The organism is Pseudomonas imrae (assembly GCF_046352735.2).
Classification (GTDB): Bacteria; Pseudomonadota; Gammaproteobacteria; order Pseudomonadales; family Pseudomonadaceae; genus Aquipseudomonas; species Aquipseudomonas imrae.
The window spans coordinates 3,700,958-3,725,989 of the sequence record NZ_CP110853.2; the positions used below are offsets into that span (position 1 = coordinate 3,700,958).

At 57.8% G+C, this 25,032-nt stretch carries 21 protein-coding genes; 5 read left to right on the forward strand and 16 right to left on the reverse strand.

The window, feature by feature from the left end; translation table 11 throughout:
* Window positions 1-81: 81 nt before the first annotated feature.
* The 10 genes from brnQ to sdhC form a co-directional block, all read right to left on the reverse strand.
* On the reverse strand, window positions 82-1,395 hold the full coding sequence (gene brnQ / locus OQ460_RS16700) for a branched-chain amino acid transport system II carrier protein (protein WP_410018514.1): 1,314 nt from the start codon (window positions 1,393-1,395) through the stop codon (window positions 82-84).
* Between the two features lie 417 nt (window positions 1,396-1,812).
* Window positions 1,813-2,694 carry a succinate--CoA ligase subunit alpha gene (gene sucD / locus OQ460_RS16705; RefSeq protein ID WP_101208037.1) on the reverse strand — a complete coding sequence of 294 codons (882 nt, stop codon included), beginning with the start codon at window positions 2,692-2,694 and terminating at the stop codon, window positions 1,813-1,815.
* Complete coding sequence (gene sucC / locus OQ460_RS16710) at window positions 2,694-3,860, reverse strand: ADP-forming succinate--CoA ligase subunit beta (protein ID WP_003233235.1); 1,167 nt, start codon at window positions 3,858-3,860, stop codon at window positions 2,694-2,696. Before sucC ends, sucD begins: the two co-directional genes overlap by 1 nt.
* A 202-nt stretch (window positions 3,861-4,062) precedes the next feature.
* Window positions 4,063-5,499 (reverse strand): dihydrolipoyl dehydrogenase, encoded by a 1,437-nt coding sequence (gene lpdA / locus OQ460_RS16715; protein WP_410018515.1) that lies wholly within the window; start codon window positions 5,497-5,499, stop codon window positions 4,063-4,065.
* Between the two features lie 100 nt (window positions 5,500-5,599).
* Window positions 5,600-6,823, reverse strand: a complete 1,224-nt coding sequence (odhB, locus tag OQ460_RS16720; protein ID WP_057438862.1) for a 2-oxoglutarate dehydrogenase complex dihydrolipoyllysine-residue succinyltransferase — start codon at window positions 6,821-6,823, stop codon at window positions 5,600-5,602.
* 43 nt (window positions 6,824-6,866) lie between these two features.
* Complete coding sequence (locus tag OQ460_RS16725; protein WP_410018516.1) at window positions 6,867-9,698, reverse strand: 2-oxoglutarate dehydrogenase E1 component; 2,832 nt, start codon at window positions 9,696-9,698, stop codon at window positions 6,867-6,869.
* 260 nt (window positions 9,699-9,958) lie between these two features.
* A complete protein-coding gene (locus tag OQ460_RS16730) occupies window positions 9,959-10,663 on the reverse strand; it encodes a succinate dehydrogenase iron-sulfur subunit (protein WP_410018517.1) in 705 nt (234 codons plus the stop codon).
* An 11-nt stretch (window positions 10,664-10,674) separates the two neighbouring features.
* Window positions 10,675-12,447, reverse strand: coding sequence for a succinate dehydrogenase flavoprotein subunit (gene sdhA / locus OQ460_RS16735; RefSeq protein WP_076963916.1), 1,773 nt, complete (start codon window positions 12,445-12,447; stop codon window positions 10,675-10,677).
* 3 nt (window positions 12,448-12,450) lie between these two features.
* Window positions 12,451-12,819, reverse strand: coding sequence for a succinate dehydrogenase, hydrophobic membrane anchor protein (gene sdhD / locus OQ460_RS16740; protein WP_084381144.1), 369 nt, complete (start codon window positions 12,817-12,819; stop codon window positions 12,451-12,453).
* Window positions 12,813-13,187 (reverse strand): succinate dehydrogenase, cytochrome b556 subunit, encoded by a 375-nt coding sequence (gene sdhC / locus OQ460_RS16745; RefSeq protein ID WP_003172804.1) that lies wholly within the window; start codon window positions 13,185-13,187, stop codon window positions 12,813-12,815. The genes sdhD and sdhC overlap by 7 nt, the downstream gene beginning before the upstream one ends.
* Before the next feature lie 365 nt (window positions 13,188-13,552).
* Here sdhC and gltA point away from each other — a divergent pair, with 365 nt between their 5' ends.
* Window positions 13,553-14,842 (forward strand): citrate synthase, encoded by a 1,290-nt coding sequence (gltA, locus tag OQ460_RS16750; RefSeq protein WP_410018518.1) that lies wholly within the window; start codon window positions 13,553-13,555, stop codon window positions 14,840-14,842.
* Between the two features lie 181 nt (window positions 14,843-15,023).
* Here the strand turns inward: gltA and OQ460_RS16755 are convergent, their stop codons facing one another.
* From OQ460_RS16755 to OQ460_RS16765, 3 genes are all read right to left on the reverse strand, one after another.
* Window positions 15,024-16,682 carry a cation acetate symporter gene (locus OQ460_RS16755; RefSeq protein WP_410018519.1) on the reverse strand — a complete coding sequence of 553 codons (1,659 nt, stop codon included), beginning with the start codon at window positions 16,680-16,682 and terminating at the stop codon, window positions 15,024-15,026.
* Complete coding sequence (locus tag OQ460_RS16760; protein ID WP_410018520.1) at window positions 16,679-16,990, reverse strand: DUF485 domain-containing protein; 312 nt, start codon at window positions 16,988-16,990, stop codon at window positions 16,679-16,681. Before OQ460_RS16760 ends, OQ460_RS16755 begins: the two co-directional genes overlap by 4 nt.
* Before the next feature lie 265 nt (window positions 16,991-17,255).
* Window positions 17,256-18,107, reverse strand: a complete 852-nt coding sequence (locus OQ460_RS16765; protein WP_410018521.1) for a glycine betaine ABC transporter substrate-binding protein — start codon at window positions 18,105-18,107, stop codon at window positions 17,256-17,258.
* Window positions 18,108-18,379: 272 nt separating this feature from the next.
* Here OQ460_RS16765 and OQ460_RS16770 point away from each other — a divergent pair, with 272 nt between their 5' ends.
* Complete coding sequence (locus tag OQ460_RS16770) at window positions 18,380-19,933, forward strand: beta (1-6) glucans synthase (RefSeq protein ID WP_410022033.1); 1,554 nt, start codon at window positions 18,380-18,382, stop codon at window positions 19,931-19,933.
* A 38-nt stretch (window positions 19,934-19,971) separates the two neighbouring features.
* On the opposite strand, the gene OQ460_RS16775 is transcribed toward OQ460_RS16770, so the two are convergent.
* On the reverse strand, window positions 19,972-20,340 hold the full coding sequence (locus OQ460_RS16775) for a hypothetical protein (RefSeq protein WP_410018522.1): 369 nt from the start codon (window positions 20,338-20,340) through the stop codon (window positions 19,972-19,974).
* A gap of 236 nt (window positions 20,341-20,576) precedes the next feature.
* Here OQ460_RS16775 and OQ460_RS16780 point away from each other — a divergent pair, with 236 nt between their 5' ends.
* Both OQ460_RS16780 and OQ460_RS16785 read left to right on the forward strand, forming a co-directional pair.
* Window positions 20,577-21,875, forward strand: coding sequence for a serine/threonine protein kinase (locus tag OQ460_RS16780; RefSeq protein WP_410018523.1), 1,299 nt, complete (start codon window positions 20,577-20,579; stop codon window positions 21,873-21,875).
* Window positions 21,868-22,656: an MlaA family lipoprotein gene (locus tag OQ460_RS16785; RefSeq protein ID WP_410018524.1), complete on the forward strand. Its 789-nt coding sequence runs from the start codon at window positions 21,868-21,870 to the stop codon at window positions 22,654-22,656. The genes OQ460_RS16780 and OQ460_RS16785 overlap by 8 nt, the downstream gene beginning before the upstream one ends.
* A gap of 58 nt (window positions 22,657-22,714) precedes the next feature.
* Here OQ460_RS16785 and OQ460_RS16790 read toward each other — a convergent pair whose 3' ends face one another.
* Window positions 22,715-23,629, reverse strand: a complete 915-nt coding sequence (locus OQ460_RS16790; protein WP_410018525.1) for a DUF808 domain-containing protein — start codon at window positions 23,627-23,629, stop codon at window positions 22,715-22,717.
* A gap of 134 nt (window positions 23,630-23,763) precedes the next feature.
* Between OQ460_RS16790 and OQ460_RS16795 the strand changes: the two genes are divergently transcribed.
* Window positions 23,764-24,369: a TetR/AcrR family transcriptional regulator gene (locus OQ460_RS16795; RefSeq protein WP_410018526.1), complete on the forward strand. Its 606-nt coding sequence runs from the start codon at window positions 23,764-23,766 to the stop codon at window positions 24,367-24,369.
* A gap of 65 nt (window positions 24,370-24,434) precedes the next feature.
* Here OQ460_RS16795 and OQ460_RS16800 read toward each other — a convergent pair whose 3' ends face one another.
* A complete protein-coding gene (locus OQ460_RS16800) occupies window positions 24,435-24,875 on the reverse strand; it encodes a GlcG/HbpS family heme-binding protein (RefSeq protein WP_410018527.1) in 441 nt (146 codons plus the stop codon).
* Window positions 24,876-25,032: the final 157 nt, after the last annotated feature.

A 25,032-nucleotide genomic window follows, 5' to 3' on the forward strand; every position in this document is an offset into this window, starting at 1 on the left:
AAAGACACTGCTCGTCGCCCACAAAAAATGCCCCGGATCGATTGATACGGGGCATTTCGGTGTCAGCGTATGACCGGACGCTTAAGCGATGGCTTCGCTGCGCTTGCCGAGCAACCGGTCAACGAAGACCGCAACCACCAGCGTCATCACTGACGGCACCAGCCAGGCCAGACCTTGATCACTGAGCGGCAGATCGGCCAGTTGAGTGGGCATCCAATCCGCCAGGCCTGCGCCCTTAAGCGCATCGATACAGCCGAAGATGAACGACACCAGCATGACCGGACCGACAATTCGCCCTTGCTCCTGCCAGAAGTCTTTGCAGAAGCTCAGGGCCACCAACACGATGCATGGCGGGTAGATTGCGGTAAGCACCGGGATCGAGAACGCAATCAGCTTGGTCAGGCCCAGGTTAGATACCACCAGTGAGAATACCGCCAGGATCACCACCAGGGTTTTATAGGACAGCGGCAGCACCCGGCTGAAATACTCGGCACAAGCACAGGTCAGGCCTACGGCCGTCACCAGGCATGCCAGGGAAATCAGTACCGCCAGGAAACCGCTGCCCAAAGAGCCGAAAGTGTGCTGTACGTAAGCATGCAACACCGCCGCGCCGTTGGTGGCACCGGTCGCCACTTCGTGGCTGCTTGACCCCAGGCGGAACAGGCTGATGTACACCAATGCCAGGCCCACACCGGCAATCAGGCCGGCGATGATCGCGTAGCGAGTGATCAATTGGGGCGACTCGACGCCACGGGAACGAATGGCATTGACGATGACGATGCCAAAAACCAACGCGCCCAAGGTATCCATGGTCAGGTAGCCATTGATGAAGCCCTGGGAAAACGGCGCCGCCACATACTCGGGCGTAGCAACGCCCACATCACCGGCCGGCAGCGCAAAGGCCGCGATGCCGAGTACCGCCAGGGCGATGATCTTCAACGGCGCCAGGAAGCGACCCACGGTATCGAGCAAACGCCCTGGATACAGGGAAATGAAGAACACCAGCAGGAAGTACACCGAGCTGTAGAGGAACAGTGCCAGCGGGCTCTCACCGGTCAACGGTGCAAGGCCTACTTCAAAGGAGACGGTCGCGGTACGCGGGGTGGCGAACAACGGCCCGACGGCCAGGTAGGCCGCCGCGGCCAGCAAGCCACCGGCGATCTTGCCGATAGGGCTGCTCAGCGCGTCCATTGCGCCACCGACCTTGGCCAGCGCGACTACGGTCACCACAGGCAAGCCGACTGCGGTGATCAAAAAGCCCAGCGCCGCCATCCAGACATGAGGTCCGGACTGCAAGCCGACGATAGGCGGGAAGATGATGTTGCCGGCGCCCACGAACAGGGCAAACGTCATAAAGCCCAACGCCAGGATATCCTGGCTTTTCAACACTTTCATTTGAGGAAATACCACACTACTGAATCGGAATTTAGAGAGGGATTCCCTGTGGATGAGGGAACTGCTGCCGACCCGGATGGGGGACGACCGTTCTAGCGCGCAGCTTCCTTTTGGGAGGCGGACGCATAAAGAGGCGGCAAGGGTACCGAATTAAGCCGACAAACGCACTGTTGCGGGGCGCACTGTCCGATAAGCGACATTCGAATGTCGCGTTTTCATACTTAATTTGGCAACACGGACAAAAAGTGGGAGGGCGCTTGCTCCCGATGGCGGTGTGTCAGTCAGCATAGACAGTGACTGGTACATGGCTATCGGGAGCAAGCCCCCTCCCACATTTGATCTTCAGCAAGCCCCAGAACGCACAAAGGCCACCCGAAGGTGGCCTTTGTGTGGTCAAGCGTCAGCTAAGCGCGAGGCTTACTTGATCGCCCAGCCGGTCAGCTCGGACAAAGCTTTGCCGATGTCTGCCAGCGAACGCACGGTTTTCACGCCTGCGTCTTCCAGGGCAGCAAACTTCTCGTCTGCAGTGCCCTTGCCGCCAGAGATGATTGCGCCAGCATGGCCCATGCGCTTGCCAGCAGGGGCAGTCACACCAGCGATGTAGGAAACAACCGGCTTGGTCACGTGTGCCTTGATGTAGGCAGCCGCTTCTTCTTCAGCCGAACCGCCGATCTCACCGATCATTACGATCGCTTCGGTCTTCGGGTCTTCCTGGAACAGCTTCAGGATATCGATGAAGTTCGAACCTGGGATTGGGTCACCGCCGATGCCGACGCAAGTCGACTGACCGAAACCGGCATCAGTGGTCTGCTTAACAGCTTCATAGGTCAGGGTGCCGGAACGGGAAACGATACCGACCTTGCCTGGCAAGTGAATGTGACCTGGCATGATGCCGATCTTGCATTCGCCTGGGGTGATCACGCCTGGGCAGTTAGGGCCGATCAGGACTACACCCAGCTCGTCGCACTTAACTTTGGCGTCCAGCATGTCCAGGGTAGGAATGCCTTCGGTGATGCAGACGATCAGCTTGATGCCGCCGAATGCTGCTTCCAGGATCGAATCCTTGCAGAAAGGAGCTGGAACGTAGATCACGCTGGCGGTAGCGCCAGTTTGAGCAACAGCATCTTTCACGGTGTTAAACACTGGCAGCCCCAAGTGCTCGGTGCCGCCTTTGCCCGGAGTTACGCCACCAACCATCTTGGTGCCGTATTCGATGGCTTGCTGGGTGTGGAAGCTACCTTGCGAACCGGTAATACCCTGGCAGATAACTTTGGTGTCTTTATTGATCAGGACGCTCATTATTTGCCCTCCGCAGCTTTGACAACTTGTTGAGCAGCGTCGGTCAGGCTGGTAGCCGCGATGATGTTCAAACCGCTTTCTGCCAGTACTTTAGCGCCCAGTTCAGCGTTGTTGCCTTCAAGGCGAACAACAACCGGGATTTTCACGCCGACTTCTTTCACTGCACCGATGATGCCTTCGGCAATCATGTCGCAGCGAACGATGCCGCCGAAGATGTTGACCAATACTGCCGCGACGTTGGAGTCGGACAGGATGATCTTGAACGCTTCGGTAACGCGTTCCTTGGTAGCACCACCACCTACGTCGAGGAAGTTGGCTGGCTTGCCGCCATGCAGGTTGACAATGTCCATGGTACCCATGGCCAGGCCAGCACCGTTGACCATGCAACCGATGTTACCTTCCAGGGCTACGTAGTTCAGTTCGAACTTGGCAGCGTGCGCTTCGCGCGGATCGTCTTGCGACGGATCGTGGAAAGTCTTCAGCTTAGGCTGACGGTACATGGCGTTGGCGTCGATGTTGATCTTGGCGTCGAGGCAATGCAGATCGCCGTCAGCCTTGATCACCAGCGGGTTCACTTCCAGCAGGGCCAGATCGTGATCCTGGAACAGTTTGGCCAGACCTACGAAGATCTTGGCGAACTGGGCAACTTGCTTGCCTTCCAGACCCAGCTGGAAAGCCAGCTCGCGACCCTGGAATGGCTGAGCGCCAACCAGTGGGTCGATAGTGGCTTTCAGAATTTTTTCTGGGGTTTCGTGAGCGATCTTCTCAATGTCCACGCCACCTTCGGTGGAGGCCATGAACACGATGCGACGGCTCGAACGGTCAACGACAGCGCCCAGGTACAGCTCTTTAGCGATATCAGTGCACGATTCAACCAGGATCTTGGTGACTGGCTGGCCATTGGCGTCAGTCTGGTAAGTCACCAGACGCTTGCCCAGCCACTGCTGTGCGAAGGCCTTGGCGTCTTCTTTGCTGCGAACCAGCTTAACGCCGCCCGCTTTACCGCGACCACCAGCGTGGACCTGGGCTTTGACAACCCATTCAGTACCGCCGATTTTGTCGCAAGCTTCTGCTGCTGCTTCCGGGGTGTCTACTGCGTAGCCCTTGGATACTGGCAGGCCGTATTCAGCGAACAGCTGCTTACCCTGATACTCGTGAAGATTCATGCTTTTTACCGTCTTCGTTAGGTACTGCGCATTCGGCGCTGCGCTCATTATGAGTGCCGCGCCACCTGTGACTGCTGCTTGCCCAGCTCCACCGCCCTAAGGCCGGCAAAGCTGCGCAAGACTGCGTCCAGCGGATATTCCGCGGTGAGTCTTGCGCGCAAGGCTCACGACGGGCAACCGCCGTGGTTTCTTATTATCTCGCTTAGCGCTTCTTCTTGTTGGCAATGTGGATGGCATGGCCATTCACTGCCAACGCGGCTTCGTGCAGCGCTTCAGACAGGGTCGGATGGGAGAAAACCATCATGCCGATGTCTTCGGCGCTGGTGCCGAATTCCATACCAATAGCGCCCTGCTGAACCAGCTCTGCTGCGCCTGGGCCAATCACGTGGACACCCAGTACGCGGTCAGTCTTGGCATCAGCGATGACTTTGACAAAGCCGCCAGTGTCGTTCGCTGCCATGGCACGGCCAGAAGCGGCAAACGGGAAGGTGCCGACGTTAACTTCAACGCCTTCAGCTTTCAACTGCTGTTCGTTTTTACCGACCCATGCAATTTCCGGATGGGTGTAGATCACGGACGGGATCAGGTCGTAGTTCATCTGGGTCTTGTGACCCTTGATGCGCTCGACGACCATGATGCCTTCTTCGGACGCCTTGTGCGCGAGCATCATGCCGCGAACCACGTCACCGATGGCGTAGACGCCAGGAACAGTGGTCGCGCAGTGATCGTCAACGTGGATGAAGCCACGCTCGTCGATAGTCACACCGCTGTCAGCTGCCAGCAGATCAGCGGTCACTGGACGGCGACCAACGGCAACGATCAGCTTGTCGAAAGTGATGGTCTGCTCGCCATCCTTGTCGGTGTAGGTCACGACAACTTCTTCGCCGTTGACTTTCGAACCGGTTACACGAGCGCCCAGCTTGATGTCCAGACCTTGCTTGGTCAGGGTTTTCAGCGCTTCTTTGGACACTGCAGTGTCGGCAGCCAGCAGGAACGTGTCCAGGGCTTCCAGCACGGTTACTTGCGAACCCAGGCGGGACCAGACCGAACCCAGTTCCAGGCCGATCACGCCAGCGCCGATCACGCCAAGGCGTTTTGGAACCGATTGGAACTCCAGGGCACCGGTCGAATCGACGATCACGTTCTGGTCAACTGGAGCCGGTGGAATGTCGATTGGACGCGAACCCGGAGCCAGGATCACGTTCTCGGCCTCGATGATCTCGGTCGAACCGTCTGGCTTGGTGATTTCAACTTTCTTGCCGGCCAGCAGTTTGCCGTGGCCTTGCAGGGACGTGACGCCATTGGCCTTGAACAAGGTGGCAACGCCGGAAGTCAGGCCTTTGACGATGTTGGCCTTGCGGCCGACCATTGCCGGTACATCCATGGTCACGCCAGCGTGGTTGATACCGTGGATCGCGAAACCGTCTTGGGCTTCATGAAACTTCCAGGAGCTGTCCAGCAGCGCCTTGGAAGGAATGCAACCAACATTCAGGCAAGTACCGCCCAGCGCCAGTTTGCCTTCCTTGTCAGTGTATTTTTCGATGCAAGCAGTCGAGAGGCCCAGTTGTGCGGCCTTGATAGCGGCGACGTAGCCGCCAGGGCCCGCACCAATCACTACAACGTCAAATTTCTGAGACATGAAAATAGATCCTCTATTTAGCGGCAAGCTTCAAGCATCAAGCTGCAAGCCAAGCTGCTTTTACTTGCAGCTTGTAGCTTGCAACTTGAAGCTGCTTCAATCAAATATCCAGCAGCAGACGAGCCGGGTCTTCCAGCAGGTTCTTGATAGTCACCAGGAATGTCACGGCTTCTTTACCGTCGATCAGGCGGTGATCGTAGGACAGTGCCAGGTACATCATCGGACGAATCACGACTTGGCCGTTGATCGCCATAGGGCGCTGGATGATGTTGTGCATCCCCAGGATCGCCGCTTGTGGCGGGTTGACGATCGGGGTCGACATCATCGAACCGAAAGTACCACCGTTAGTAATGGTGAACGTACCGCCAGTCATCTCGTCGATGGTCAGCTTGCCGTCACGGGCTTTCTTGCCGAAGCCGGCGATGCCGCCTTCGATTTCAGCCAGGCTCATCAGTTCGGCGTTACGCAGAACCGGCACTACCAGGCCACGGTCGCTGGATACGGCAACGCCGATATCTGCGTAGCCATGGTAAACGATGTCGCCGCCGTCGATCGAAGCGTTGACTGCCGGGAAGCGTTTCAGCGCCTCGGTAGCCGCCTTTACAAAGAACGACATGAAGCCAAGGCGCACGCCATTGTGGGACTTCTCGAACAGATCCTTGTACTTCGAACGCAGGGCCATGACTTCAGTCATGTCGACTTCGTTGAACGTGGTCAGCATCGCCATGTTCGATTGTGCTTCAACCAGGCGCTTGGCCACGGTGGCACGTACGCGGGTCATCGGTACGCGCTTCTCGGTGCGGTCGCCAGCGGCGAACACAGGAGCAGCGGCAGCCGGGGCAGCAGCCTTGGCAGGCGCGGCAGCCGGAGCGTTTTTCTTGGCTTCAACAGCAGCTACCACGTCTTCCTTGGTCACACGGCCGTCTTTGCCGGTGCCTTTGATGGAAGCCAGGTTGATACCGTTTTCTTCAGCCAACTGACGCGCAGCCGGTGCAGCGATTGGATCTTCACCACCAGCAGCCGGAGCGGCAGCAGCAGGTGCGGCAGCCGGAGCAGCAGCGGCGGCTGGAGCAGCGGCAGCAGCGCTACCCTCTTCGATCGAACCCAGTACCTGGTTGGACAGGACGGTAGCGCCTTCCTCGGCAACGATGGCACCCAGCACGCCGTCGGCTTCAGCCAACACTTCCAGAACGACTTTGTCGGTCTCGATGTCGACGATCAGGTCGTCACGCTTGACGGCTTCGCCTGGTTTCTTGTGCCAGGTGGCAACGGTGCCATCGGCAACCGATTCCGGGAATGAGGGGGCTTTGATTTCGATAGCCATTATCTGTGGTCCTTAAAATTCGGTTTCAGTCAGCGCGAAGGCGTTAAACAGTGAAAGCATCTTGCAGCAGTTTTTCCTGCTGCTCGGCGTGCATCGATGCATAACCACAAGCAGGTGCAGCAGAAGCGTCACGGCCCGCGTACTCAAGTACGAGCGACTTGTTGTGACCGCCAACGATGCGGCGCATATGGTGCTGGCTGCAGTACCAGGCCCCCTGGTTCATCGGCTCTTCCTGACACCAAACGATATGTTTGAGGTTGGAATAAGGCGCCAGGACTTCAATCAAGTCGTCCTCAGGGAATGGATACAGCTGCTCAAGACGCACGATAGCGATGTCATCACGACCTTCGGCACGGCGTTTTTCCAGCAGGTCGTAGTAGACCTTGCCGCTGCACAGCACGAGACGAGTGACCTTTTTCGGGTCAATGGCATCGATTTCCGGAATAACGGTCTGGAACGAACCGTCGGCCAGATCTTCCAGGGTCGAGATGGCCAATTTATGACGCAGCAACGACTTCGGAGTCAGGACTACCAATGGTTTGCGCAGGGGACGAATCACCTGGCGACGCAGCAAGTGGTAGATCTGGGCCGGCGTGGTCGGCATGCACACCTGGATGTTGTGCTCGGCGCACAGTTGCAGGTAACGCTCCAGGCGGGCCGAGGAGTGCTCCGGACCCTGGCCTTCATAACCGTGTGGCAACAGCATGGTCAGGCCGCACAAACGGCCCCACTTGTGCTCGCCGCTGGTGATGAATTGATCGATAACCACCTGCGCGCCGTTGGCGAAGTCTCCGAACTGGGCCTCCCAGATCACCAGCGCCTGAGGCGTGGTGGTCGAGTAACCGTATTCGAACGCCAGCACGGCTTCCTCGGACAGGAACGAATCGTACAGGTCGAAACGTGGCTGGCCCTTGTACAGGTTCTGCAACGGGATGTAGGTACCCGCGTCTTTCTGGTTGTGCAATACCGCGTGACGGTGCGAGAACGTACCACGGCCGATGTCCTGGCCAGTCATGCGGATCGGGTGACCTTCGAACGCCAGGGTCGCGTATGCCATGGTTTCGGCATAACCCCAGTTGATCGGCAGGCCGCCGGCTTGCATCTTCTGACGGTCCTCGTAGATCTTCGCGACCTGGCGCTGAACCACGAAACCTTCCGGAATTTCCAGAAGCTTGGCGGACAGTTCCTGCAAGGTCTTGAGATCGAACGTAGTGTCGTGACGCGCAGTCCAGGCGTGACCCAGGTACGGACGCCAGTCAACGAACAGCTCTTTGTTCGGCTCCTTGACCAGGCTTTTTACCACATGCAGGCCGTTGTCCAGCGCGTTGCGGTATTCATCGACTTTCGCCTGAACACGCGCCTCGTCCACTACGTCAGCCTTGATCAGGCTATCGGCATACTGCTCGCGAGTGGTGCGCTGCTTGGTGATCTGCTGGTACATCAACGGCTGGGTGCCGCTAGGCTCGTCCGCTTCGTTGTGACCGCGACGACGGTAGCAGACCAGGTCGATCACCACGTCACGCTTGAACTGCATGCGGTAGTCGATGGCCAGTTGCGTCACGAACAGTACGGCTTCCGGATCATCACCATTCACATGGAGGATCGGCGCCTGGATCATCTTGGCGACGTCGGTTGCGTACTCGGTGGAACGCGAATCCAGCGGGTTGCTGATAGTGAAGCCAACCTGGTTGTTGATGACGATGTGTACCGTGCCGCCCGTCTTGAAGCCGCGGGTCTGCGACATCTGGAAGGTTTCCATGACCACGCCCTGACCGGCGAATGCCGCGTCACCATGGATGGAAATCGGCAGGACCTTTTCACCGGTCGAATCGTTGCGACGATCCTGACGAGCACGCACCGAACCCTCGACCACCGGGGAAACGATTTCCAGGTGGGATGGGTTGAATGCCATGGCCAGGTGGACTTCGCCGCCGGTGGTCATTACGTTGGACGAGAAGCCCTGGTGATATTTGACGTCACCGGAACCCAGCTCGACCTTCTTCTTGCCTTCGAACTCGTCGAACAGCTCGCGCGGGTTCTTGCCAAACGTGTTAACCAGCACGTTCAGACGGCCACGGTGGGCCATGCCGATAACGACTTCCTTGGTGCCATAGGAACCGGAACGCTGGATCAGTTCGTCGAGCATCGGAATCAGGCTTTCGCCGCCTTCCAGGCCGAAACGCTTGGTGCCCGGGTATTTGGTGCCCAGGTATTTTTCCAGGCCTTCACCGGCAGTTACGCGCTCAAGCAGATGGCTCTTGATGTCAGCCGAGTAAACCGGGCGACCGCGCACGCCTTCCAGGCGCTGCTGGAACCAGTGGCGCTGCTCGGAATCGGTGATATGCGTGAATTCAGCGCCGATGGTGCGGCAATATGTCTGCTGCAACGCTTCGTGAATTTCGCGTAGGCTCGCTTCCTCTTTGCCGATGAACAGGTCGCCGGCACGGAAGGTCGTATCAAGATCGGCATTGGTCAAGCCGTAGTGATTGATCGACAGGTCTGCAGGTGCAGGACGCTGCCACAGCCCCAGCGGGTCAAGCTGGGCTGCCTGGTGGCCACGCATACGGTAGGCCTGGATCAGTCGCAGAACTTCAACTTGCTTCTTCTCGTGCTCACTGCTCACGCTGCCGGCGGAAACCGGTTGGGCGCGGCGCTGGTTCTTTGCCAGCAGCACGAACTGTTCGCGAATTGTAGCGTGCGATACATCGGTGGCAGCGTTGCCGTCAGTAGGCAACGTCTGAAATTTGGTGCGCCATTCTTCTGGCACAGCGTTAGGGTCGTGCAGGTAGAGCTCATAAAGCTCTTCCACATAGGCAGCGTTACCACCTGAAAGATAGCCGCTGTTCCACATGCGCTGCATCACGCTTTCTTGCATGCTTGGTCACCCTCGATTTGGGGACACCACCGGCGAAAACACCGAGTTTGCTTGCAGAAGTCCGAGTGCAGCGACCAAAACAAGCCACTTAGGATCACGCTGATAGTTCGGGTACCAACCCGAATGCCCCTGCTTGTCTCATTTCTTCAAAATAAGAGCCACGGCTTTGTAAGTCGCTGCTCAAGTTAAAACTACGGCGCCGGTTGAAGCCTGCGCCGCAGCATCTACGGGCACAACGGTCCTGCTTTTGCTACAACGCCTTACACGCCGCTTTGCAGCAGCATGTTACGGATGTGACCAATGGCCTTAGTCGGGTTCAGGCCTTTGGGACATACGTTGACGCAGTTCATGATCCCGCGGCAGCGGAATACGCTGAACGGGTCATCCAGTGAAGCCAGACGCTCGGACGTCTTGGTGTCACGGCTGTCTGCCAGGAAGCGGTACGCTTGCAGCAGGGCAGCTGGACCCAGGAACTTGTCCGGGTTCCACCAGAAGGACGGGCACGAAGTCGAGCAACAAGCGCACAGGATGCACTCGTACAGGCCATCGAGCTTTTCACGCTCTTCAGGGGACTGCAGACGCTCGATGGCCGGAGCCGGCGTGTCGTTCTGCAGGAATGGCTTAACCTTCTCGTATTGCTTGTAGAAGATGCTCATATCGACGACCAGGTCACGGATAACCGGCAAACCAGGCAATGGACGTACAACAAGCTTGTTGCCCTTGACCACGGCAGACAACGGAGTTACGCAAGCCAGGCCGTTCTTGCCGTTGATGTTCATGCCATCGGAACCGCAGACACCTTCACGGCAAGAGCGACGATAGGAGAAACCTTCGTCCTGCTCTTTGATCAGTGCCAATACATCCAGCACCATAAGGTCCTTACCACCGGTATCGACCTGGAACTCCTGCATGAACGGCGCGGCGTCCTGATCAGGGTTGTAGCGATAAACACTGACTTTCAACATGGCAGCCACCCTTAGTAAGTCCGAATCTTCGGTTCAAACGTCGGAACCGTCTTCGGCGAGAAGTTCACGGCACGCTTGGTTACGCGCTTGTCACCCGGGAAGTACAAGGTGTGGCACAACCAGTTTTCGTCGTCGCGATCTTCAAAGTCTTCACGAGCGTGGGCACCACGGGATTCTTTACGAACCTCGGCGGCAATCGCAGTCGCTTCAGCCACTTCCAGCAGGTTTTGCAGCTCAAGGGCTTCGATACGAGCAGTGTTGAACGCCTGGCTCTTATCGTTGATCTTGACGTTGGCGATGCGCTTGCGCAGGTCCGCCAGTTGGGCAATACCCTTTTGCATGTATTCGCCAGTACGGAATACACCGAAGTAGTTTTGCATGCAGCTTTGCAGCTCGCGACGCAGGGTAGCTACGTCTTCGCCATCGGTACGCTCGTTCAGAGCGTTCAGGCGTGCCAGGGCGGCTTCAATGTTGGCGTCGGTAGCGTCATCGTATTCGATGCCGTCGGTCAGCGCCTTTTCCAGGTGCAGGCCGGCAGCGCGACCGAATACCACCAGGTCGAGCAGCGAGTTGCCGCCCAGACGGTTGGCACCGTGCACCGATACGCAAGCCACTTCGCCCACGGCGAACAAACCATGAATGATCTCATCCACGCCTTCGGCGTTCTGAGTGATCGCCTGGCCATGGATGTTGGTCGGCACGCCGCCCATCATGTAGTGGCAAGTCGGAACAACCGGAACCGGAGCAACTACCGGGTCAACGTGTGCGAAGGTCTTGGACAGCTCGCAGATACCTGGCAGGCGGCTGTGCAGCACTTCCTCACCCAGGTGATCGAGCTTCAACATCACGTGGTCGCCGTTCGGGCCGCAACCGTTGCCGGCGATGATTTCCTTGACCATCGAACGGGCAACCACGTCACGACCGGCAAGGTCCTTGGCGTTCGGAGCATAACGCTCCATGAAACGCTCGCCGTGCTTGTTGATCAGGTAGCCACCTTCACCACGGCAACCCTCCGTTACCAGTACACCGGCGCCGGCGATGCCGGTCGGGTGGAACTGCCACATCTCGATGTCCTGTACCGGAACGCCGGCACGCAGTGCCATGCCAACGCCGTCACCGGTGTTGATCAGGGCATTGGTGGTCGAAGCGTAGATACGGCCTGCACCGCCAGTCGCCAGAACGGTAGCCTTGGCGCGGATGTAGGTGGTTTCACCGGTTTCGATGCAGATAGCGATCACGCCGACGAATGCACCGTCCTGGTTCTTCACCAGGTCAACTGCGTAGTACTCGTTCAGGAACGTGGTGCCAGCTTTCAGGTTGCCCTGATAAAGAGTGTGCAGCAGCGCGTGACCGGTACGGTCGGATGCTGCGCAAGTACGTGCAGCCTGGCCGCCCTTGCCGTAATCCTTCGACTGGCCGCCGAATGGACGCTGGTAGATGCGACCTTGCTCGGTACGGGAGAACGGCAGACCCATGTGGTCCAGCTCGAATACCGCTGCCGGGCCTTCCTGACACATGTATTCGATAGCGTCCTGGTCACCGATATAGTCGGAACCCTTGACGGTATCGTACATGTGCCAGCGCCAGTCATCGTTCGGATCGGCGGAAGCGATGGCGCAGGTGATGCCACCCTGGGCCGACACGGTGTGGGAACGGGTCGGGAACACCTTGGTGATCACGGCGGTCTTGTGACCGCCCTGGGCCAGTTGCAGCGCAGCGCGCATGCCGGCGCCGCCGCCACCAATAATGATGGCGTCAAAAGAAATGGTTGGAATGTTAGCCATGAATCAGATACCCCAGAGAATCTGCACACCCCAGACGAAGTAAGCGAACATTGCAACGCCGCATACTGCCTGGAAAAGGAAACGTACTGCAGTCGCGGACTTGCCCAGCGCCATTGGCGTCAGGTAGTCAGTCGCGATGGTCCACATGCCAACCCAGGCGTGAGCACCCAGGGCTACAAGGGCCAGCAAACTGAAGATACGCATCCCGTTGTGGGAGAACAGACCGTGCCATTGAGCGTAATCAATGCCAGGGTTTGCAACGAGGTACCCGATCAGGAAAATGAAATAAGCCGCGAGAACGACCGCAGACACTCGTTGTGCCATCCAGTCATAGAGGCCCGAACGCGATAGGTTCGTAACGCTGGTTACCATATCCAAACTCCTGCCAGAACGATCAGCACCACGGAAATGGCAATGATGATTTTCGAGCCCAGGCGGCCGCCTTCCAGCGTCTCACCGATGCCCATGTCCATGATCAAGTGGCGCACACCGGCTACCAAGTGATACAGCAGAGCGGACAGGAGGCCCCATGCTACGAACTTGGCCAGCGGACTGGTCAAGCATGCCTTCACCTCGGCATAACCTTCCTCGGAACCCAGGGATTTGCTCAATGCATAAAGCATGATGCCCAGGCCAAGAAACAGGATGATGCCGGAAACACGGTGCAGGAACGACGTAACGCCGGTGATGGGGAGTTTGATGGTCCTTAGGTCTAGGTTTACAGGTCGTTGGCTATTCACGGCTTTTTTTCACACTGAAGAGCCCCTAACAATCAGGGCAAAGTTGTTGGGGAGTGCGACTGGTCAGGTAAGCACCACCCAGGGAGTGCGACCCCCAATGAAAGCAAGCCCAAAAGCCCTTGGCGGTCGGTGGCCGAGTATAGACAGTTAGGGCACTAATGACAACGCGCGCTCCTCACCCTAATAGCGGATTGCGCTGACGGGATAAAAGGCGTAAACGGCAGTCAATTTCGAGGAAAAAGTATGGTTAAAGCCTTCTGGAGCAAGACTTTAGGCAAATTGACATCTGAATTTATCTCACTATAGTGGTGCGGGCCCTGCGTGGGGGGTCTGTCTGATGATTTGAAGCATAAATAGGAGGCCACATGGCTGACAAAAAAGCGCAGTTGATCATCGAGGGCGCAGCCCCCGTCGAGCTGCCCATTTTAACCGGCACCGTTGGTCCCGATGTTATCGACGTACGGGGCCTTACGGCCACGGGCCGTTTTACATTTGACCCAGGCTTCATGTCGACTGCTTCTTGCGAGTCGAAGATCACCTATATTGATGGTGATAATGGCATTTTGCTGCATCGCGGCTACCCGATCGAACAGCTCGCCGAAAAGTCGGACTACCTGGAAACCTGTTACCTGCTGCTAAATGGCGAATTGCCAACAGCCGAACAAAAGGCCCAGTTCGTCAGCACCGTGAAGAACCACACCATGGTTCACGAGCAATTGAAGACCTTCTTCAACGGCTTTCGTCGCGATGCCCACCCGATGGCCGTAATGTGCGGCGTAGTCGGCGCCCTCTCGGCTTTCTATCACGACTCCCTGGACATCAATAACCCGCAGCATCGCGAAATTTCCGCGATCCGCCTGGTTGCCAAGATGCCGACCCTGGCCGCAATGGTTTACAAGTACTCCATGGGTCAACCCATGATGTACCCGCGCAACGACCTGACGTACGCGGAAAACTTCCTGCACATGATGTTCAACACCCCGTGCGAGATCAAACCGATCAGCCCGGTACTCGCCAAGGCAATGGATCGGATCTTCATCCTCCATGCCGACCACGAACAGAACGCATCCACCTCTACCGTGCGCCTGGCAGGTTCTTCGGGGGCCAACCCGTTTGCCTGTATCGCCGCCGGTATCGCTGCGCTGTGGGGCCCTGCTCACGGCGGTGCGAACGAAGCCGTGCTGACCATGCTCGATGAAATCGGCGATGTCTCCAACATCGACACCTTTATCGCCAAGGCCAAGGACAAGAACGATCCGTTCAAGTTGATGGGCTTCGGTCACCGCGTCTACAAAAACCGCGACCCACGCGCCACCGTAATGAAGCAGACCTGCGACGAAGTGTTGAAGGAACTGGGGATCAAGAACGATCCGCAACTCGAACTGGCCATGCGCCTGGAAGAGATCGCCCTGACCGACCCCTACTTCATCGAGCGCTCGCTGTACCCGAACGTCGACTTCTACTCGGGGATCATCCTCAAGGCGATCGGCATTCCAACCAGCATGTTCACCGTGATCTTCGCCCTGGCGCGGACCGTGGGCTGGATCTCCCACTGGAAAGAAATGCTCTCCAGCCCGTACAAGATTGGCCGCCCGCGCCAGCTGTACACCGGCTACGAGTCGCGTAACATTACCAAGCTGGAAGACCGCAAGTAAGCAATTAGCTGCTGGTTGTACCGAGAACGGCCTCCCCTAGTGGAGGCCGTTTTCATTTGTGCTGATCGATATACCGTCTTCGCGAGCAAGCCCGCGAAAGCAATAGCACAAACACCACAGAACTCCAGGCAAAAAAATGCCCCGGCCTTTCGACCGGGGCGCTTTCTATTAACCTACAACCTTAGTGGTTAACCGCCCCACTCGCCCCAAGGCCAGTCTGCGAACGCACAAACTGCGGGAAGTACAGCGCACGCTCTTTCTCTGCCGCCACCGACTTGTCAGTGATGGAGAAGAACCAGATACCGACGAACGCGATGATCATCGAGAACAGCGCCGGGTATTCGTACGGGAAAATAGCGGTTTCATGGTTCAGGATCGAGACCCAGATGGTCGGGCCAAGAATCATCAGGCCCACGGCACTGACCAGGCCCAGCCAGCCGCCAATCATCGCGCCACGGGTGGTGAGGTTTTTCCAGTACATCGAAAGCAGCAGCACCGGGAAGTTACAGCTGGCAGCAATGGAGAACGCCAGGCCGACCATGAACGCAATGTTCTGGCTTTCGAACAGGATACCCAAGCCAATCGCCAGTACTGCCAGGGCGATCGTGGTGATCTTCGAGACGCGAATCTCGTCCTTCTCGTTGGCCTTGCCTTTCTTGATCACACTGGCATACAGGTCATGGGACACCGCCGAAGCACCAGCCAGGGTCAAACCGGCAACCACCGCGAGGATGGTGGCGAATGCCACGGCCGAGATGAAGCCCAGGAAGATACTGCCACCCACCGCATCGGCCAAATGCACCGCTGCCATGTTATTGCCGCCCAACAAGGCACCCGCCGCATCCTTGAATGCCGGGTTGGTGCTGACCAACAGAATCGCACCGAAGCCGATGATAAAGGTCAGGATGTAGAAGTAGCCGATGAAGCCAGTAGCGTACAACACGCTCTTACGTGCTTCTTTGGCATCGCTTACGGTGAAGAAGCGCATCAGGATATGTGGCAAGCCGGCAGTACCGAACATCAACGCCAGGCCAAGGGAGAGTGCCGAAATCGGGTCTTTCACCAGACCGCCCGGGCTCATGATCGCTTCACCTTTAGCGTGAACCTTGATCGCCTCGGAGAACAGCGTGTTGAAGTCGAAGTTGACGTGTTTCATCACCATCAATGCCATGAACGAAGCACCGGACAGCAGCAGCACTGCCTTGATGATTTGCACCCAAGTGGTCGCCAGCATGCCGCCAAACAGCACGTAGAGGCACATCAGGATCCCCACCAGGATCACCGCTACATGGTAATCGAGGCCGAACAGCAGTTGGATCAACTTGCCCGCACCCACCATCTGCGCGATCAGGTAGAACGCCACCACCACCAGCGAGCCACAGGCCGACAGGCTGCGAATCTGGGTTTGCCCCAAGCGATAAGACGCCACGTCGGCAAAGGTGTACTTGCCCAGGTTACGCAGGCGCTCGGCGATCAGGAACAGAATGATCGGCCAGCCCACCAGGAAGCCGATCGAGTAGATCAGGCCGTCGTAGCCAGAAGTGAACACCAGCGCGGAAATGCCAAGGAAAGATGCTGCCGACATGTAGTCGCCAGCAATCGCCAGGCCGTTCTGGAAGCCGGTGATCTTGCCACCGGCCGCATAGTAGTCGGCCGCTGAGTTGTTGCGCTTGGACGCCCAGTAGGTGATGCACAGTGTGGCGCCGACAAAGGCGACAAACATCACAATGGCCGAGATATTAAGCGGTTGTTTTTGCACTGCACCGGTCAATGCATCCGCCGCCCAAACGGCAGGAGCAAAGAGCGAAGCGCCGAATACAGCCAATAGACGCCGGATCATTGCGCAGCCTCCTTGAGAATCGCATTGTTCAGGTCGTCGAATTCGCCATTGGCGCGTCGCACATAAATGCCTGTCAGGATAAAGGCCGAGACAATCAGCCCAACCCCGATTGGAATTCCCCAGGTGATGGAGGACTCGGGACTGATCTTGGCCCCCAGCAAATGTGGCCCGTAGGCAATCAACAGGATGAATCCGGAGTACAGCCCAAGCATGATCGCCGAGAGAATCCAGGCGAACTTTTCCCTTTTTCTGACCAGCTCCTTGAAGCGCGGGCTGTTTTGAATCGAGAGGTAAATGCTGTCGTTCATTGTTTTTATCCTCGCAGCACAGCTTTTTATTATTGGTACAGTAGCCACTGTATGCGGCTGCGGGACAGGTTCCAGACGACCTTAGTATTAGAGGGCGTGTAGCGAGGGTTCGAGAGACAATACAAACAATTAACGGATGCGAGTTTTATGTAGGAGCAGGCTTGCTCGCGATAGCGGTGGGTCAGTCACTATTAATGCTGACTGCTACACCGCCATCGCGAGCAAGCCCGCTCCTACACAAGCTCGCTCCTGCCATCTTCTCGGGTTACTGGGCGGTCCACTCGGCGACCCGCTCAGGGTGCTTGGCAACCCAATCCTTGGCGGCCGCGTCAGGCTTGGCGCCCTCCTGGATAGCCAACATTACTTCACCGATTTCATCTTTCGAGGCCCACTGGAACTTCTTCAGGAAGGCGGCAACTTCCGGTGCTTTCTTTTCCAGGCCTTTGCTGCCGATGCTGTTGACGGTCTCGGCAGCCCCATAAATTCCTTTTGGATCGTCAAGGAAACGCAGTTTCCACTTGGCGAACATCCAGTGTGGTACCCAGCCGGTGACCGCAATGGAATCCTGTTTGTCTTCGGCACGCGTCAACTCGGCAATCATTGCCGCCCCGGAACTGGCTTGCAGCTTGTAGTCCAGGTCATATTGCTTGATGGCTTCGTCAGTCTTGAGCATCACGCCAGAGCCGGCATCGATACCGACGATTTTGTTTTTGAAGGTCGTGTCAGTCTTCAAGTCCGCTATAGACTTGGCCTTGACGTACTCCGGCACGATCAGGCCGATCCTGGCGTCCTTGAAGTTGGGGCCGTAGTCGACCACCTTGTCCTTGTTCTTGGTCCAGTAATCACCATGGGTCACCGGCAGCCACGCCGAAAGCATTGCATCGAGCTTGCCGGTAGCCACGCCCTGCCACATGATCCCGGTGGCGAGTGCCTGCAGTTTCACGTCATAACCGAGCTTGACCTTGATCACCTCCGCCGCCACGTGGGTAGTGGCAACGCTGTCTGACCAGCCGTCCACATAGCCGATGCTCAGGGTCTTGCTGTCGGCGCTGGCCAGTGTGGAGCTCATCGCAACTACCAAAGTGGCAGTTGCGCCCAAGAGTCGTCGCATCTTCATAATACGTCCCCGAAAGTGCTGCGCCCGACGAATGCCGAGCGACGTCAACCTGTTGTTATGTGGTGCGCTTCGATGATCAACCTGCGGCTCCCGGGAACCTGCTCTGACTACGACCTCAGGTAAGCAAGAAACGACACTAGATAGCCAGCAACGCCACTGCGGCAAAAAAACGTCAAAATTCCGCCCGAACTTTGCATGTCAAAATCATGCGCCCCCACTGGTAACGCGCAAATACAGTAAGATGCGTGGCTTTGCTCCCAGACGGCCTGACCATGCCAGCGAATGCTCGCCTCCCTGCCCTGCCTTATATTTTCGCCCTGCTCCTGGGCCTGCTCGCGCTCAGTGGTTATTGGTATGGCCGTGGCCAGTCGGTCATGCTGCCGGATGTCGCCAGCGCCAGTCACAAGTTGCAATGCGCGTCCTACACGCCCTTCGACAAAGATCAATCCCCCTTTGACCAGCCGTTCAAACTGCGCCCCGAACGCATGGACGCCGATCTGGCGCTGCTGGCCACTCGCTTTGAGTGCATCCGCACCTACTCCATGACCGGCCTTGAAGCATTGCCGGACCTGGCGCGCAAATACGGCCTGAAGCTGATGATTGGCGCCTGGGTCAGCCGCAACCCGGTGGACACTGCCAAGGAAGTCGACTTGCTGATTGCCTCGGCCAACGCCAACGCCGATGTGGTCACCTCAGTGATCGTCGGTAACGAAGCCCTGCTGCGCAAGGAAATCACCGAGACACACCTGGTGAAGTTGATCGAGAAGGTCAAAAGCCAGGTCAAGCAGCCCGTCACCTATGCCGATGTATGGGAGTTCTGGCTGCAACATCCGCAAATCGCGCCGGCGGTAGACTTCCTGACCATCCATCTGCTGCCGTACTGGGAAGACGACCCGGCGGGCATCGACCAGGCCCTGCGACACGTCGGCGATATTCGCCAGACCTTCGGCAATCGTTTTGCCCCCAAGGACGTGATGATCGGCGAAACCGGCTGGCCCAGCGAAGGCCGCCAGCGCGAGACCGCAGTACCAAGCCGGGTCAACGAAGCCCGATTCATTCGTGGTTTCGTCGCCATGGCCGAAGCCAATGGCTGGCATTACAACCTGATCGAAGCGTTTGACCAGCCATGGAAGCGCGCCAGCGAAGGAGCGGTCGGCGGCTACTGGGGGCTGTTTGATGCCGATCGCCAGGACAAGGGCATCCTCGCCGGGCCGGTGACCAATGTGCCGTACTGGCCGACCTGGCTGGGAGTCGGCGCAGTGATCCTGCTGGGTACCCTGTTGCTCGGCGGGCGCGTTCGCAGCACCCGCGCCGCCTTGTTGCTGCCATTGCTGGGTGCAGTAGCGGGCGGCTCGATTGGCAGTTGGGCCGAATTGACCCGAGTGACCGCACGCTTCACCGATGAATGGATCTGGGCCGGACTGCTGCTGGCCCTGAACCTGCTGGTGCTGACACATGCTGCCCTGGCCTTGAGCGCTCGGCAGGGATGGCGCGAACGGGCCTTCGCCTGGCTGGAGCAGCACGCAGGCTGGCTAGTGGCATTTGCCGGGTTCGCCGCTGCGGTCATGATGCTGGCACTGGTATTCGACCCGCGCTACCGCAGCTTCCCCAGCGCCGCCCTGCTACTGCCGGCGCTGGTGTATCTGCTGCGCCCGGCCAACGGCCCACGACGGGAGATTGCCCTGCTGACCTTCATTATCGGAGCCGGGATTGCACCACAGCTGTACCAAGAAGGGCTAATGAACCAACAAGCACTGGGCTGGGCATTGGTGAGTTTGCTGATGGTGGCTGCCTTGTGGCGGTGCCTTCGGATACGCAAGCCCTGAGGGCAAGCCCGCTCTCACATATCCTGCGGCTGTCCCTATCAGACAGCCCGAGATGCCCTGACCAGCCGCAACCCGGCGATCACCAGCGCAAATACCGCAAAGCTGGCGTTGTACAACGCAAGTGCTGGAAAGCCAAACAACAGCGCCAACACCGCCAAGCCCCATCCTGCACGGCCCGGTACGACAAACGCCAGCACCGAGGTGGTCAGCGCCGCCCAGCCCATCACCTTGAAATGAATCATCAGCCCCAGGTTCGCCCGCACCTGACACTCCCAGCGGCTGGCTTGATCCACGCAGATGCCGACCCACTGCCCTGCTTCCATAAACCCATATCGGGCGCCGTAACTGGCAGCCAGCCATAACGGCAAGGCAATAAGCAGCAAAATCAATGGTAAATGGCGAGACATGGGGTGCTCCGATAGGCAAAAACGGCGCCCAGCTTAATCTCGCGGCTGCCGTTGGCAAGGTTTGTACGCAGATATCTGTTCAGCGAAGCGTGCCAAAGTGTATCGTCTAGCTACTATTACCCCGATTCCTGTGTGTTTTTTCCGAATTTTAGTGCCGAGGGCTGGCACTTCGGCGACCGCGCGGTGGTCATAGCCTGCGAACTTCATTAAGCACGTTTCCTCTTAGGGATTTAGTCATGCTCCGTTCCTTACGCTGTGCCGCCTTGTTGGGCGGCCTTTTTCTGAGTGCGTCAGCACTGGCGGTCGACGTCGATCCGGCCAGCTATGGCTACCCTTTGACCAACCCGTTCGAGGCGACTATCGCCACCACGCCACCGGACCTGCGCCCGGATTTGCCGTCCATCGACGACATCAACCAATCCGACTACAGCCTGACCATGCGCCCCGAGCGCGAGTTCAGCCTGCCCGACAACTTCTGGTCAGTGAAGAAGCTCACCTACCGCATCGCCAAGCAGGACCGCGCAGCGCCGCTGATCTTCCTGATCGCCGGCACTGGCGCGCGATTTGACAGCACCATTAACGAATACCTGAAAAAACTGTATTACAAGGCCGGCTACCACGTCGTGCAGTTGTCCTCTCCTACCAGTTTTGACTTCATCAGCGCGGCGTCGCGATTTGCCACGCCAGGTATCACGCAGGAAGACGCCGAGGACATGTACCGCGTAATGCAGGCTGTGCGCGCGCAAAACGCCTCGCTGCCGGTGACCGAGTTCTACCTCACGGGTTATAGCCTGGGCGCGCTGGATGCGGCCTTCGTCAGCAAGCTGGACGAAACCCGACGCAGCTTCAACTTCAAAAAGGTGTTGCTGCTCAACCCGCCGGTCAATCTCTACACCTCGATTACCAACCTCGACAAGCTGGTGCAAACCGAGGTCAAGGGCATCAACAACAGCACCACCTTTTATGAATTGGTGCTGAACAAGCTGACTCGCTACTTCCAGCAAAAGGGCTACATCGATATCAACGACGCCCTGCTCTACGACTTCCAGAACTCCAAGCAACACCTGAGCAATGAACAGATGGCGATGTTGATCGGCACCTCGTTCCGTTTTTCAGCGGCAGACATCGCCTTCACCTCGGACCTGATCAACCGGCGCGGCCTGATCATCCCGCCCAAATACCCGATCACCGAAGGCACCAGCCTCACGCCATTTCTCAAACGCGCGCTGCAATGCGATTTCGACTGCTACCTGACCGAACAAGTGATCCCGATGTGGCGTGCCCGCACCGATGGCGGCAGCCTGTTGCAACTGATCGACCAGGTCAGCCTGTACGCCCTTGAGGATTATCTGCGCGACAGTCCGAAAATTGCCGTCATGCATAACGCCGACGACGTGATCCTCGGCCCGGGCGACCTGGGTTTCCTGCGTAAAACCTTCGGCGATCGCTTGACCGTCTACCCTCTGGGCGGCCACTGCGGCAACCTCAATTACCGCGTCAACGCCGACGCCATGCTGGAGTTCTTCCGTGGCTAAATATCTGCTGCTTCTCGCTGCCTTGATGTGCGCAGGCGTGGCCAATGCCGACAACAGCAAAGCCCATACGCCTACTGTGGTCGACGAAGATGGCTTCAAGGAACCCCTGACAAAGCTCAAGTTCAACCCTGGCTTGGACCAGCGCGAATTCGAGCGTTCGACCCTTAACGCCCTCAACGTCTACGACCCGCTGGAGTCGTGGAACCGTCGGGTGTACCACTTCAACTATCGTTTCGACCAGTGGGTGTTCCTGCCGGTGGTCGACGGTTATCGCTACGTCACTCCCAGCTTCCTGCGCACCGGCGTCAGCAATTTCTTCAACAACCTGGGGGATGTGCCCAACCTGTTGAACAGCCTGCTGCAACTCAAGGGCCATCGTTCTCTCGAAACTACCGGCCGCCTGCTGCTCAATACCACCCTTGGCGTCGCAGGCTTGTGGGACCCGGCAACCGCGATGGGCCTACCACGCCAGAGCGAGGACTTCGGTCAGACCCTGGGTTTCTACGGCGTACCCGGTGGTGCCTATCTGATACTGCCGATCCTCGGTCCGTCGAACCTGCGGGATACGGGCGGCCTGCTCGTGGACTACAGTGCCGAATCGCAGATCAATTTCCTCAATGTGTCCGAGGTCAGCTCCAACCATCCGGAAATATGGGCCCTGCGCGCAGTGGACAAGCGCTACCAGACAAGCTTCCGCTACGGCCAGCTGAACTCACCGTTCGAGTATGAAAAAGTGCGCTACGTGTACACCGAATCGCGCAAGCTGCAGATAGCCGAGTAACCCCGGCGCACAAAAAAGGCCATTCGATTGAATGGCCTTTTTTCATTGCGGCGAAGCTTCAAGCCTTGAGGGCTACCCAGGCTTTACCGACCAAACTGACCAGCGCCAACACCAGCGCCCCGGCAATGATCCCCGCCACCGCGTTGAGCAACGTCGGCATCAACCAACTGATACCACCGATGCTTTGGCTGACCGTCTCGATCCAGTGATGCACCGCTGGCACACCATGGGTAAGTATCCCGCCGCCAACCATGAACATCGCTGCGGTACCGATGATCGACAGGCTTTTCATCATATAAGGCGCCGCCCGCAGAATCCCGCTACCAATACTGCGCGCCATCTGGCCCGGTTTCTGGGTGAGCCACAGGCCCAGGTCGTCAAGCTTGACGATGCCCGCTACCAAGCCATACACGCCAACCGTCATGACGATGGCGATGCCCGAGAGCACGATCACCTGTTGCATCAGAGGTGCATCTGCCACCGTGCCCAGGGTGATGGCGATGATTTCAGCCGACAGAATAAAGTCCGTGCGGATGGCGCCCTTGATCTTGTCTTTCTCGAACGCCACCAAGTCAGTTGCAGGGTCGGCCACCGCCTTGACCAACTGCGCATGTTCTGCCTGATCCTGCGCCTTGCTGTGAAGGAATTTATGGGCAAGCTTTTCAAACCCCTCAAAACACAGGTAAGCGCCACCGAGCATCAGCAGTGGCGTCACCGCCCACGGAGCAAAGGCGCTGATCAGCAGGGCGGCCGGCACCAGGATCAGTTTATTGACGAACGAACCCTTGGCCACCGCCCATACCACTGGGATTTCCCGTTCGGCACGAACGCCCGAGACTTGCTGGGCATTGAGCGCCAAATCGTCCCCCAGCACACCTGCGGTTTTCTTGGCGGCCATTTTGGTCATCAATGCAACGTCGTCGAGCACGGCGGCGATGTCATCGATCAATAGCAACAAGCTGCTTCCTGCCATGAATCAGGTTTCCTTGAGAGGGGATATGGGTGAGCTTAGCGCGACGCAACGTGTCGCGGGCACATTCTTGAGGCCCGCAGATAGCCGGTGCTACCATGCGCAACCGCCTGTCTCGGCAAGGAATCCTCTGGTCCATGAGCACCATTCGCGAGCGCAACAAAGAACTGATCCTGCGGGCTGCAAGCGAGGAGTTTGCCGACAAGGGCTTCGCCGCGACCAAAACCAGCGATATCGCCGCCAAGGCCGGGCTGCCCAAGCCCAACGTCTACTACTACTTCAAGTCCAAGGACAACCTCTACCGCGAGGTGCTCGAAAGCATTATCGAGCCGATCCTGGCCGCCTCCACCCCCTTCAATCCGGACGGTGATCCCAAGGAAGTGCTGAGCGGGTACATTCGCTCGAAAATCTGTATTTCCCGAGATTTGCCCTTTGCCTCGAAAGTCTTCGCCAGCGAAATCATGCACGGCGCGCCGCACCTGAGCACCGAGCAGGTCGAACAGCTCAATGCCCAGGCCAAGCACAACATCGATTGCATCCAGCAGTGGGTAGATCGTGGGCTGATTACCGCGATTGATCCCAACCACCTGATGTTCAGCATCTGGGCCGCAACCCAGACCTATGCCGATTTTGACTGGCAGATCTCGGCAGTGACCGGCAAGGCCAAGCTGGATGAAGCGGATTATGAGGCGGCGGCGCAGACGATTATTCGGTTGGTACTAAAAGGCTGTGAGCCCGACTGAGAGACTGTGGTGCCTGGGCCAATCGCGAGCAAGCCCGCGATAGGGCCCGACCAGTCACTGAAAAATCAGGCCGACACCCCTGCATCCGCCATCAACCCCATCCCCTCGATTGCAGCAATCGCACACTGCTCGTCAATATCCGATGTATCCCCACTGATCCCGATTGCCCCCACGACTCGCCCGCCCTGATCGCGAATCAACACCCCCCCCGGCGCGGGTACTACGCTGCCCTGCCCCAAGCTATTGAGTGCCGCGATAAATGCTGGCCGCTGCTGCGCGTCCAACGCCAGTAAACGAGAGCCCTTGCCTAAGGCAATTGCACCCCAGGCCTTGCCAATGGCGATTTGCGGACGCAGCAGACTCGCGCCGTCTTCGCGCTGCAGCGTTATCAGGTGCCCGCCACCGTCGAGTACCGCAATGGTCAGGGGCGCGGCCGAAATAGCTCGACCTGCGCTGATGGCCTGGTTAGCCAGGTTGACTGCGACTTTCAAGGTTAAAGCGCTCATGGGTGCCGTCCTTATCTTGTTATTGGGAAAGCCGTGGGCTTCTGCATGTTCAGAAGCTGGATACGACAAATAGAACACAATAGATTTATATTTTGTATACAATATTTTCTAACACTTGCACCACATGTCGAAAAAAACCTGCCGAAAAGGCTTCCGA